This window comes from Dietzia sp. UBA5065 (assembly GCA_002415925.1).
Classification (GTDB): Bacteria; Actinomycetota; Actinomycetes; order Mycobacteriales; family Mycobacteriaceae; genus Dietzia.
Window position 1 is genome coordinate 1 of the sequence record DIAZ01000114.1, and the last position, 11,829, is coordinate 11,829.

Sequence of the window (11,829 nt, forward strand, 5' to 3'; positions counted from 1 at the left end):
TAGAAGTCCTTGGTCGACTTGGTCGATTTGGAGGCCCTCAGCACGAGGGTCATCGTGATGACGATGAAGACGCCGAAGACGACCATGTTGAGCACGGTGCTGCCGACCTGCTCGCCCGGGACGAGTTCGTTGATGTTGATCAGCCAGTCGCCCATCAGGCCACCTCACCTTCCAGCTCGTGGCGGATCGCTGCCGCGCGGGGATCGATCTCCCGGTTGGCGAACCGGATGTAGAGGAACGTGATGAGGAACGTGGTGACGAACTGCCCCAACCCGATGATGAGACCCCAGGTGATGTTCCCGAACGCTCGCGAGCCCATGAAGCCCGTCGCGTAGATCGACAGTAGAACGTAGAGGAAGTACCAGACGAGGAACGCGATCGTCATGGGGAACACGAACGACCTGAAGCGGCTTCGCAGTTCCTCGAACTCCGGGCTGGTGCGCATCGCCGCGAATTCCGGCGCTTCCGGCGTGCGCCGGGGTGGCCCCCCCGTCGGCGGATCAGTTGGTTGGGACACGGGGGTCCTCCGTTTCAGATCGCTCGAGCCGCACCTCTGTTGTGGTGCACCTCACAGACAGTGACGGAGAGAGTGTGACACGAGACACAGGAGTTTCGCAGAACCCCGCCCCGGCAACGCAAATGAACTGCGCGAAGACCGCCCGACGGCCGCCCCCATCGGGGGGGGTGCGGTCACCTCACGTGGGGCTGGCCGCACGTGCGGCCCGGGTCACCGTCCCCGGAACACGGGGGGTCGCTTCTCCGCGCGGGCCGCGCGGGCCTCCGCCATGTCGTCGCTGCTCCAGGCCCGCTGCTGGAGCTCGGTGTGTTCGTCCCGCGGCAGCAACCGGGCGTCGTCGTCGTTGATCACGGACTTGATGTGCCGCAGGCTCAGCGGGGCGAACCTGGAGATCTCGGCCGCCAGTTCCATCGCGGTGTCCAGCCCACCGATCTCGTTGGCCAGCCCGATGCGAGCCGCCTCCTCGGCACCGACCGGTCGCGCGGTCATGAGCACCGACCGGGCGTGCCCACCGCCGACGACGTTGGCCAGCCGCTTGATGGTCCAGTTGTCCAGGGCCAGCCCCACCTTGACCACCGGTACGGCGAACACCGCCCCGGGCGCGACCACCCTGAGGTCCGCCGCCAGCGCGAGCTGGACCCCCGCACCCACCGCGGGACCGTTGACGGCCGCCACGACAGGGACGGGAACGGACTCCACGGCGCGGAGCATCGCCGCGTGGGCCTCGTAGAAGTCGGTGTTGTAGACCCCGCCGGACAGGTCCGCGCCCGCACAGAAGGCGGTCCCGGCCCCGGTGACGACGATGGCGCGCACCGGGTCCTCGGCCTCCGCGAGTGCGCCGGCGGACTCGATGGCCTCGCGCAGGGCGGTACACACCTGCGCGTCGAGGGCGTTGCGGGTGGCGTGGCGGTCGATGGTGACGACGGCGACTGCACCGTCCCTTCCGGTGACGATCATGGCGGCGGGGGCCTCCTCTGCGGGATGGGGGTACGGTCGTGCACCCCTTCGATGACGGTACCCGCTGGTGAGCGCCCCCACCGTACGATGCGGTCATGGCGCGAACCGGAGCTCTGCAGATCCTCGACCTGGTCCTCGACGCCGGCTCGTTCCGGTCCTGGGACGGGGCTCCGGTGCGCTCGACGCAGGTCGACTCGGTCCCCGGGTACGCCGCCGCGCTCGAGCGTGCGGCGCGGTCCTCGGGCGTCGACGAGGCGGTCATCACCGGCGAGGGCACCCTGAGGGGCCGGCGGGTGGTGTTCATCGCCTGCGAGTTCGACTTCCTCGCCGGATCGATCGGCATCGCGGCCGCCGAGCGGATCGTCTCCGCGATCGAGCGCGCCACGGCGGAGCGGCTCCCGGTCCTGGCGTCGCCGACGTCCGGCGGCACCCGGATGCAGGAGGGCACAATCGCGTTCCTCCAGATGGTCAAGATCTCCGGGGCGGTGGCCGGGCACAAGTCCGCGGGGCTTCCGTACCTCGTCTACCTGCGACATCCCACCACCGGCGGGGTGTTCGCCTCCTGGGGATCACTCGGGCACGTCTCCGTGGCCGAACCCGGTGCGCTCATCGGCTTCCTCGGCCCCCGCGTGTACGAGGCGCTCTACCAGGCCCCCTTCCCCGAGGGCGTCCAGGTCTCGGAGAACCTCGCGCGCCGCGGGATGATCGACGGAGTGGTCCCACCGGAGGGGGTGCGGGACCTCACCGCGATGGCGCTGCGGGTGCTGTGCGAGGACCCGCCGTCCGACGACGAGCCGGCCCCACCTCCCGGGCCGGTCCGCCCGCCGGAGACCGATGAGGCCGGACCGCCGGACGCGTGGGACGCCATCACCCGCTCCCGCCGCGGCGACCGACCCGGCGCGCGGTCGTTCCTCGCGCGCGTCGCGCCTGACCGGGTCCCGCTCTCGGGAACCGGTCAGGGCGAGGACAGCGGTTCGCTCCTGCTCGCGCTCGCGCGATTCCGCGGACAGTCCGCCGTGGTCCTGGCCCAGGACCGCGACGCGGAGAACGAATCGAGCCCGCTCGGCCCGTCGGCCCTGCGTTCGGCCCGCAGGGGGATGCGGATCGCGGCGGAGGTCGGGGTCCCGCTGGTCCTGCTCATCGACACCCGCGGCGCCGCGCTGTCCCGCGAGGCGGAGGAGGGCGGCCTCGCGGGCGAGATCGCCCGCAGCCTGGCGGACCTCGTCACCCTCCCCACCCCGACCGTCTCGGTGATCCTGGGTCAGGGCACCGGTGGCGCCGCCTTGGCCATGCTCCCGGCCGACCGGGTGCTGTGCGCCAGACACGGGTGGCTCGCGCCACTGCCACCCGAGGGTGCGAGCGCGATCCTCCACCACACCACGTCCCGCGCCGCGGAGGTGGCGCGAACGCAGGGCATCACCTCGGCGGACCTCCACGCGGCGGGGATCGTCGACGTCGTGGTCCCCGAGCGGCCCGACGCCGCCGATGAGCCCGACGCGTTCTGCGACCGCCTGGCCGACGCCGTGGCCTCGGCCTTGATGGAGGTCCGGCGCCTCCCCCCCGAGCGGAGGTACGCCGAACGCATGTCCAGGTATCGCCACCTGGGCCTGGCGCTAGAGTGAACCGGGTCACAGTCCGCCGGCACCGATCGGCGGCACACTCCCGTACGTGAGGGGCCTGCCCGATGTCGAACTCCCCGACCCCGTCGACCTACGCCGACGCCCACCGGCTCTCGATCACCGATCCCGACGTCTTCTGGCTGGACGCCGCCCGCGGTATCGACTGGACCAGGCAGCCCACCACCGCCGTCGACTCGTCCCGGCCGCCCTTCTACCGCTGGTTCCCGGACGGCGAGCTCAACACGTCGTATAACTGCATCGACCGCCACATCGAGGCGGGCCGGGGGGACCAGGCCGCGTACATCTACGACTCCGCCGTCACCGGGGTCAAGGAGACCATCACCTACTCCCAACTGCTCGACCAGGTGGAGGCCTTCGCCGGCGCACTTCGCGCCGAGGGCGTCGGCAGGGGCGATCGGGTCGTCATCTACATGCCCATGATCCCCCGTGCCGCGGTCGCCATGCTCGCCTGCGCCCGCCTCGGCGCGATCCATTCCGTCGTGTTCGGCGGATTCGCCGCCCCGGAACTCGCGATCCGGATCGACGACGCCCGGCCGAAGGTCATCGTCACCGCCACCGGCGGCATCGAGCCCACCCGCAGGATCCCCTACTTCCCCATGGTGGCCAAGGCCCTCCGGCTCAGCTACGCGAGCCCCAGCGCCGTGATCGTCGCCTCGCGCGCGGAGCATTTCCCGGACGAGGTGTTCCCCGAGACCCCCGGCGTCACGTGGACCGACTGGGACGACGCCGTGGCCGTCGCGGAACCGGCGGGTCCCGTCGCCGTCGCCGCCAACGACCCGCTGTACATCCTCTACACCTCCGGCACCACGGGCATGCCCAAGGGCGTCGTCCGGGACAACGGCGGGCACGCGGTCGCGCTCGCGTGGTCGATGTGGAACGTCTACGGCGTGCGGCCCGGAGACGTGTGGTGGTCGGCCTCCGACGTCGGCTGGGTGGTCGGGCACTCGTACATCGTCTACGCGCCCCTCCTCGTGGGGGCGACCTCGATCATCTACGAGGGCAAGCCCGTCGGCACCCCCGATGCGGGCGCGTTCTGGCGTGTGATCTCGGAGCACAAGGCCGTCGCGCTCTTCACGGCCCCCACCGCGGTGCGGGCCGTCCGCAAGGAGGACCCGGAGGGCCTGGAGATCGGCAAGTACGACCTGTCGGGCATGCACACCCTGTTCTGTGCGGGCGAGCGCCTCGACCCCGAGACGTACCAGTGGGCCACCGACAAGCTCGGCAAGCCCGTGGTGGACAACTGGTGGCAGACCGAGACCGGCTGGCCCATCGCCTCCAACCTCCGCGGGTTGGACCCCATGACCATCAAGGCCGGCTCCCCGACCGTCGCCGTGCCCGGGTACGACCTGCGGGTCCTCGACGGCGAGGGCAACGAACTCGCCGCCGGGGAGGAGGGGAACCTCGTCATCAAGCTACCGATGGCCCCGGGCACGCTCCTGGGCCTGTGGGAGGACGACGAGCGATTCGTCTCCTCCTACATGTCCGTGTTCGACGGCTACTACTCGACCGGTGACGGCGGGTTCATCGACTCCGACGGCTACGTCTACGTCATGGGCCGGACGGACGATGTCATCAACGTCGCCGGGCACCGGCTGTCCACGGGCTCCATGGAGGCCGTGATCGCCAAGCACCCGGCTGTCGCCGAGGTCGCGGTGATCGGCGTCAGGGACGAACTCAAGGGCCAGCGGCCCGTCGGTTACGTGGTGCTCAAGGCCGGCGAGGTCCGCGACCCGGAGCAGCTCAGGTCGGAACTGGTGACGATGGTCCGCGAGGACATCGGCGCGGTGGCCACGTTCCGCGACTGCACGGTGGTGCAGGGCCTGCCCAAGACCCGCTCGGGCAAGATCCTGCGCAAGACCATGCGGCAGATCGCCGACGGCCAGGAGAATGTTCCCGTGCCGTCGACGATCGAGGACCCGCAGGTGCTGGAGGACCTCGCCCCGTTCCTGCGGCAGCAGGGCTAGGCTGCGCGGCTCTCCAGCCGGCGACCTACCGGACCGGGAGCGACTCCTCGTTGCCCGAGCAGGAGCCGCCGAGGTAGGAGTCCCACGTGTCCACCTCGGGATCGCACTCGACCGCCAGGGAGATGCCGCTACGACGGGGCGCGAACACGCCGATCGCGGAGCGGGGGCCCCTCTTGTTGACCGCGAAGACGACCTCCTCCTCGCCGGGGAGGATCCGGTTGACCTCATCGGCGACGTCCTCGACGGAGTCGAACTGCCACGACGGGAGGTCGTCGAAGCTCACGTAGGTGGCCCCGGAGACGGTCTCGACCCGGGGCACCGCGGAGGCGGTGGCCGGCCCGGCCAGGGCGAGGCCGCCGGCGGTCATTCCGAGAACGGCGGCGGCGGCGAGCGCGCGGCGGGCGATGCGGGGGGCAGTGATCATGACGAATGCCTTCCTGGAGGTCCGCGGTGCTGGTCACCGCCGGTACACCCGGAATACTAGGTCCATGGACATCCGTCCGGAAGGTGCGCGGATACTGCACCGGCGTGCTCGACCTACCGCATCTGAGCTCGGAGCCCCGCACTCCGACGGGAGTGCGGGGCGAGCGGAGCGCGCGAGGGTCTACTCAGGCGTCGATCAGATCGATCACAAAGACGAGCGTCTTGCCGCCGAGCGGGTGCAGTGCCGCGGAGGTGCCGTAGGCCTTGTCCGGCGGGATCACCAGCTGGCGGCGACCGCCGACCTTCATGCCGGGGATCCCCTCCTGCCAGCCCTGGATGAGGCCGTTGAGCGGGAAGGTGATGGACTCGCCGCGATCCCACGACGAGTCGAACTGCTCGCCGGTCTCGAAGTCCACACCGACGTAGTGCACGGTGACCTTGCCGCCGGCCACGGCCTCGGCGCCCTCACCCACCGTGAGGTCCTCGCTGACGAGGCCCGTGGGGGCGGGGCCGGTCGGCATGTCGATCTCGGGCTTGTCCATGTGGCTCCTCCTGGAGTCGGATTCCCGGGCTCAGCGCTGGCTGATCGGGGTGAAGGTCCGCTCGGCCGGGCCGGTGTAGACCTGACGCGGGCGGTTGATCTTGGTGGACGGATCCTCGCGCATCTCACGCCAGTGGGCGATCCAGCCGGGCATCCGCCCGAGCGCGAACAGGACGGTGAACATCTCCGTGGGGAAGCCCATCGCCCGGTAGATCAGACCGGTGTAGAAGTCCACGTTCGGGTAGAGCTTGCGCTCGACAAAGTAGTCGTCGGCGAGCGCCGTCTCCTCCAGCTTCATCGCGATCTCCAGCAGCGGGTCGTTGCTGTGCGACAGCAGCGAGTGCGCGTGCTTCTTGGCGATCTGGGCGCGCGGGTCGTAGCTCTTGTAGACGCGGTGCCCGAAGCCCATCAGCTTGACGCCGTCGACCTTGTTCTTGACGCGGTCCATGTAGTCGGTGGCGTCGCCACCCTCGGCCTGGATCCGCTCGAGCATCTCCAGGACCGCCTGGTTGGCGCCGCCGTGCAGCGGGCCGTACAGGGCGTTGATGCCGCCGGTGATGGACGCGTACAGCGGGGCCTCGGACGAGCCGACCATGCGCACCGTGGAGGTGGAGCAGTTCTGCTCGTGGTCGGCGTGGAGCACCAGGAGCATGTCGAGGGCCTTGGAGACCTCGTCGGTGATCTCGTAGTCCGGGCCGAACATCATGCGGAGGAAGTTGCCCACATATCCGAGCGACGGATCCGGGTCGATGGCCTCCTGGCCACTGCGGATGCGCTCGATGGCGGCGGCGAGCGTCGGGCCGCGGCCGAGCAGACGGGCGGTGGCCAGGTCGACGGCCTTGGGATCATCGATGTCCAGGTCGTCGCCGTGCGTACCGAACAGGCTCACGCCGGCGGAGAGGACCGGCATGGGGTGGGTGTCGCGGGGGAACGCCTGCAGCAGGGGCATCATCTGGCCGGGCAGCGTGGTCTGGCCGAGGACCTTCTCGGTGAACTCCGCGAGCTGCGCTTCGCTGGGGTCCTCACCGTAGATCAGCAGATACGAGACCTCGAGGAAGGAGGCGTTGTCCGCGAGCTGGTCGATCGGGTATCCACGGTGCCGGAGGATCCCCTCGCCACCGTCGATGTAGGTGATCGACGAGGTGCAGGCCGACGTGTTGACGAACCCCACGTCGAGGGTGGTCATCCCCGTCTTGGCAAGCAGCGGGCCGAGCTGCACCGCGTCGCTTCCGATGGTGGCATCGACCACGTCTAGTTCGAGTTCACCGCCGGGGTAGGACAGTGTTGCCTTGCGGTCCGAACCGTTCGAGCCTGCGGTCACGCGATTCCCTCTCCGACGACTGGTCCCGGCGGTCGAATCCCGCCACGAATGTGCTGTGCCACACCCTACCGTGACGAGGGCTCCCGTTCCGAAGGGCGTTCCGCGCCGGTCCCCCCAGTCCGGTCCCGCTCAGGGTTGGAGCCGGCGGACGGTCCACCCGCCGTCCCCGCGCAGGCACTCGACCCGGTCGTGGAACCTGTCCCGGCCGCCCTGCCAGAACTCCACCCGCTCCGGGGTCAACAGATAGCCTCCCCACCGGTCGGGCATCGGGATCTCGTCGACGCCCGCCAACCGCTCCTCGGCGACGGCGAAGAGGGACTCCAGCTCCTCCACGGACTCCGCCGGCTGCGACTGCTCGGAGGCCCACGCCGCCACCTGCGACCCCCGGGGCCGGGTGCGCCAGTACGCGAGGCTGTCCGCCCGGTCCAGGGGATCGCACCGGCCCTCGATGTGGACCTGACGCTCGACGACCAACCACGGGAACGTGACGGACGCGTGTCCCGACGCCGCCAACTGCGCGCCCTTGCGCGAGCTCGTCGTGGTGAAGAAGGTCAGCCCCCGCGCGTCCGCGCCCTTGCACAGGACCGTCCTGGTCGACGGCCGGCCGTCGGCACCGGCGGTGCCGAGCACCATGGCGTTGGGTTCCCGCACGCCTCGGCGCCCCGCCTCGTCGAGCCACACGGTGAACAGCGGCAGCCAGTCGCCGTCGAGGTCGGCGACGTCCAACCTGCTGTGCAGGCCGTAGCCGACCCGCATCGTGTCGAAATCCGCCGGTTCGAGTGCTGGATCCTCCATGCCCCCAGACGCTACTCCGACCCGACGGCTCCCCCGACTACCATGGAGACGATTCCCATCCCACGACAAGGAACGGCCACCCCACGCATGAGCGATCAGCTGCCCACCATCCCCGCCGACCTCAAGCCCGCCGACGGGCGCTTCGGCTGCGGCCCGTCCAAGGTCCGTCCGGAGCAGATCGCGGCCGTGTCCGACGCCGCCACCGCCGTGATGGGCACGAGCCACCGGCAGGCGCCGGTCAAGAACGTCGTGGGTCGGGTGCGCGACGGCCTGTCCTCGCTGTTCTCCCTCCCCGACGGCTACGAGGTCGTGCTGGGCAACGGCGGCACCACCGCGTTCTGGGACGCCGCCGCGTTCGGGCTGGTCCGCGAGAAGTCGCTCCACCTGACCTACGGGGAGTTCTCGTCCAAGTTCGCCAAGGTCACCGGAGGCGCACCGTTCCTGGCCGACCCGATCGTCATCTCCGCGGATCCGGGCTCCGCCCCCGAGCCCACGTCCGACCCGTCGGTCGACCTCATCGGCTGGGCCCACAACGAGACCTCGACGGGCGTGATGGTCCCCGTCACCCGGCCGGCCGGGTCCGAGAACGCGCTCGTCGCGATCGACGCCACCTCCGGCGCCGGCGGCCTGCCCGTCGACATGAACGACGCCGACGTCTACTACTTCGCGCCGCAGAAGTGCTTCGCCTCGGACGGCGGCATCTGGGTGTCGATCATGAGCCCGGCCGCCCTCGAGCGCGTCGCCGAGATTGCGGCCACCGACCGCTGGTGCCCGGACTTCCTGTCGCTGCCCACCGCGGTCGACAACTCGGCCAAGAACCAGACGTACAACACCCCGGCCGTGGCCACGCTGCTGATGTTCGCGAACCAGATCGAGTGGATGAACACCCAGGGTGGACTGGACTGGTGTGTGGCGCGGACCAAGGACTCCTCCTCCCGCCTGTACGACTGGGCGGAGGCCAGCGACTACGCCACGCCGTTCGTGTCCGAGCCGGCCCACCGCTCGCAGGTCGTCGGCACCATCGACCTGGACGAGGGGATCGACGCCGCCAAGGTCGCCAAGACCCTCCGCGCCAACGGCATCCTCGACACCGAGCCGTACCGCAAGCTCGGCCGCAACCAGCTGCGCATCGGCATGTTCCCGGCCATCGACCCCGAGGACGTCACGCAGCTCACCCGCTGCATCGACCACGTGGTGGGCCGGCTCGGCTGACGCTCCCCCCCGTCCCGGCGCAGAATTTCCGCAGCCCACCCGGCCCGTCACCGTGCCGGGTGGGCTGCGCTGCCCTACCATGTGGGGAACGCCCAGGACCCGGGTGCGCGCCGGCTGGGCCGTCGACGGGGCCGTGAGAAGTCGAGGAGGCGGCATGCGCAAGCTGAGGATCGTCGGGGTCGACCCCGAGTCGTCGGTGGTCGAGTGCGAGGTCCCGGACTCGGGTGAGACGTTCTCCCTCCCCCTCGACGACCGGCTCCGCGCCGCGGCCCGGGGCGAGTCGCTCCCCCCCGGCGGCCGCGAGCGAGTTCCCGTGACCGGCACGCTGCGTCCCCGCGAGATCCAGGACCGCATCCGTCACGGAGCCTCCCCCGAGGACGTGGCCTCCGACGCCGGGGTCCCGCTGTCGCGGATCGAGGGATTCGCCGTTCCCGTTCTCCTCGAACGCGCCAACGCGGCCGACCTCGCGCGGTCCGCGCACCCGGTGCTCCCGGACGGCCCGGCACTCGACACGCTCGCCGAGCGCGTCCACTCCGCACTCGACCGCCGTGGCATCGACCCCGACCTGGTGGCCTGGGACGCCTGGCGGGACCGGGCCGGCGGCTGGGTGGTGCGGACCTCGTGGCCGGCGGGCCTGTCTGACGACGCCTCCGCCACGTGGTCCTTCCTGCCCGACTCCCACGGCGGATCCGCGCGTCCGCTGGACGACCAGGCCGAGGGCATCCTCGACCCCTCCCGGGCGACCGCCCTCCGCACGGTTGCGTCCCCTCCCCCGCTCCCCTCCGGTCCCCCTCCCATCCGGGCGGTCCCGAACTCGGCGGCGCCGACGCCGCAGGACCCTCGGCCCGTCCCCGTCGAACCGGCCCGGCGCCCCGAGCTCACCCCGCCCGCCGCGGTCACCCCCGTGGAGGACGACGAATTCCTGCAGCACCCACCCACCGAACCCGAGCGCCGCGGATCCCGCCGCCACCCGACCATGCCGTCCTGGGAGGACGTCCTGCTCGGAGTCCGCGGCAAGGACGACTGACGCCTCGTCATGGGCCACCACGTCGCCACATTCTGGTATCTCGACACCGACGACCCGGCTGCGCCGATCCGTTCCGGCCACCCGTCCGACCCCGGCTTCGCCCGGCGCCTCCTCTCCAGGCTCCACCCCACCGTCACCGTCGCCTCGTTGGGGGCGTTCCCCCTCAACCGCTCGGCCTCGACCGGGCCCGGTGAGATCTACGTGGGCTCGTTCCCCGGGCTGACGGTGGTCCAGACGCTGCTCGACGACCCGGTGTCGCCCTCGGCGACCTCCGACAGGTGGCTGAGGCTGGTGGAGGCCCCCACGGTGCTCCTGTTCTCCCACGAGCCCGATTCCGGCGTCAGCGGGTTCGCCCGCTGGGAATCCGGCCGGCTCGTCCGCTCGTTCGCGGGGGCCGACGACCGGATCATCGAGGACGAGGGGATGCCGCTCCCGTTCGAGCGGCCCTACTGGGCCGGCGAGTTCCCGCTGGACGGGGCCGACGACACCCCGCTCGCGCTGCCGTTCTCGCCGTCGTCGCTCCTCCACGCCGCGCACCGCGACTGGCTGGGCTTCGACCTGGACCCGGGCGGGCTCGATGTCCCGGTCCACGGGTTCGCCACCGACGGTCGCCGTGAGGTCCGCCCGCACACCCCGCCCGCGGGCCCGGCCGTGCACGTGGTGGGGTCACCCGGTCGGGCGGAACTCCATGCCGCCACCCGGCGCCACGCCGGCGCCGGGAAGCCGGTCCCGGACCGGTCCACCCCCTACGTCGACGACGACTACGAGCGGGCTCCCCTCGTACCCGCGGTGGCCCGGGCCTCCCCACCGGGGTCGGTGGCCGTCCGCAGGGTCGCCGGGGCCGCGCGGGACGCCGTGCGCCGGGCGCGCGCCGCCATGAGCCGCCGGCTGTCGAACCGGCGGTAGAGCCGACCTGCGCTGCCCCTTCGACCTGCGCTGCCCCTCTGTCTGTTCTCGCGCGGCTCGCGATGGGCGATTGGTCCATTCCCGCAGCACAGGCCCGAGTGCCGGGGCTGCCCGCTCAGCTCTCCCGCGACCTCTCGTAGAACGCCACCGCCGCGGCCGTGGCCACGTTGAGCGAATCCGTCCCCGCGGTCATCGGGATGGTGGCCCGGACGTCGCAGGCCTGCATCGCGTGCTCGGTGAGCCCGGGCCCCTCGGCGCCCAGGACGAACGCCACTTTCTCGGCGTCGACGGCCCGCGACAGCGGAACGGCCCCCGAGGGCGTGAGCGCCACGGTCCGGAATCCCTGACCGCGCAGGTCGTCGAGCGAACGCTGCCAGGTGGTCGGCGTCCCGGGCAGGTGCGCGAACGGCAGACGGAGCACGTGGCCCATCGACACGCGGACGACACGACGGTAGAGCGGGTCCCCGGTCGAGGCGCCGAAGAGCACCCCGTCGACCCCGAGGGCCGCGCAGTTGCGGAAGATCGC

Annotated in this window: 12 protein-coding genes; 5 read left to right on the plus strand and 7 right to left on the minus strand. The window is 71.3% G+C overall.

The annotated features are described in order from the left end of the window. Positions 1 to 154: 154 nt before the first annotated feature. The gene (locus B4M60_RS08810; RefSeq protein ID WP_291082410.1) at positions 155 to 445 is read right to left on the minus strand and encodes a DUF485 domain-containing protein; all 291 of its coding nucleotides are present in this window, start codon (positions 443 to 445) and stop codon (positions 155 to 157) included. Between the two features lie 282 nt (positions 446 to 727). After that, complete coding sequence (locus B4M60_RS08815; protein WP_291082413.1) at positions 728 to 1,474, minus strand: enoyl-CoA hydratase; 747 nt, start codon at positions 1,472 to 1,474, stop codon at positions 728 to 730. Between the two features lie 95 nt (positions 1,475 to 1,569). Between B4M60_RS08815 and B4M60_RS08820 the strand changes: the two genes are divergently transcribed. Beyond that, entirely contained in the window at positions 1,570 to 3,096 is a 1,527-nt protein-coding gene (locus B4M60_RS08820) for a carboxyl transferase domain-containing protein (protein ID WP_291082416.1), read from the plus strand. A 62-nt stretch (positions 3,097 to 3,158) separates the two neighbouring features. Next, complete coding sequence (locus tag B4M60_RS08825; protein ID WP_291082419.1) at positions 3,159 to 5,078, plus strand: propionyl-CoA synthetase; 1,920 nt, start codon at positions 3,159 to 3,161, stop codon at positions 5,076 to 5,078. Positions 5,079 to 5,103: 25 nt separating this feature from the next. On the opposite strand, the gene B4M60_RS08830 is transcribed toward B4M60_RS08825, so the two are convergent. From B4M60_RS08830 to pdxH, 4 genes are all read right to left on the minus strand, one after another. After that, positions 5,104 to 5,502: a hypothetical protein gene (locus B4M60_RS08830; RefSeq protein ID WP_291082422.1), complete on the minus strand. Its 399-nt coding sequence runs from the start codon at positions 5,500 to 5,502 to the stop codon at positions 5,104 to 5,106. 184 nt (positions 5,503 to 5,686) lie between these two features. Further along, positions 5,687 to 6,043 carry an FKBP-type peptidyl-prolyl cis-trans isomerase gene (locus tag B4M60_RS08835; RefSeq protein ID WP_291082425.1) on the minus strand — a complete coding sequence of 119 codons (357 nt, stop codon included), beginning with the start codon at positions 6,041 to 6,043 and terminating at the stop codon, positions 5,687 to 5,689. A gap of 30 nt (positions 6,044 to 6,073) precedes the next feature. Beyond that, positions 6,074 to 7,363: a citrate synthase gene (locus B4M60_RS08840; protein WP_291082428.1), complete on the minus strand. Its 1,290-nt coding sequence runs from the start codon at positions 7,361 to 7,363 to the stop codon at positions 6,074 to 6,076. A gap of 129 nt (positions 7,364 to 7,492) precedes the next feature. Beyond that, complete coding sequence (gene pdxH / locus B4M60_RS08845; RefSeq protein WP_291082431.1) at positions 7,493 to 8,158, minus strand: pyridoxamine 5'-phosphate oxidase; 666 nt, start codon at positions 8,156 to 8,158, stop codon at positions 7,493 to 7,495. An 87-nt stretch (positions 8,159 to 8,245) separates the two neighbouring features. Here pdxH and serC point away from each other — a divergent pair, with 87 nt between their 5' ends. The 3 genes from serC (at position 8,246) to B4M60_RS08860 (ending at position 11,303) form a co-directional block, all read left to right on the plus strand. After that, positions 8,246 to 9,370: a phosphoserine transaminase gene (gene serC, locus B4M60_RS08850; RefSeq protein ID WP_291082434.1), complete on the plus strand. Its 1,125-nt coding sequence runs from the start codon at positions 8,246 to 8,248 to the stop codon at positions 9,368 to 9,370. 154 nt (positions 9,371 to 9,524) lie between these two features. Then, positions 9,525 to 10,397, plus strand: a complete 873-nt coding sequence (gene sepH, locus B4M60_RS08855) for a septation protein SepH (protein WP_291082437.1) — start codon at positions 9,525 to 9,527, stop codon at positions 10,395 to 10,397. 9 nt (positions 10,398 to 10,406) lie between these two features. Further along, complete coding sequence (locus B4M60_RS08860) at positions 10,407 to 11,303, plus strand: DUF6928 family protein (protein ID WP_291082439.1); 897 nt, start codon at positions 10,407 to 10,409, stop codon at positions 11,301 to 11,303. Between the two features lie 115 nt (positions 11,304 to 11,418). Here the strand turns inward: B4M60_RS08860 and B4M60_RS08865 are convergent. Beyond that, positions 11,419 to 11,829: TrmH family RNA methyltransferase (locus B4M60_RS08865; protein ID WP_291082441.1), on the minus strand; the 411-nt coding region annotated here is incomplete at its 5' end.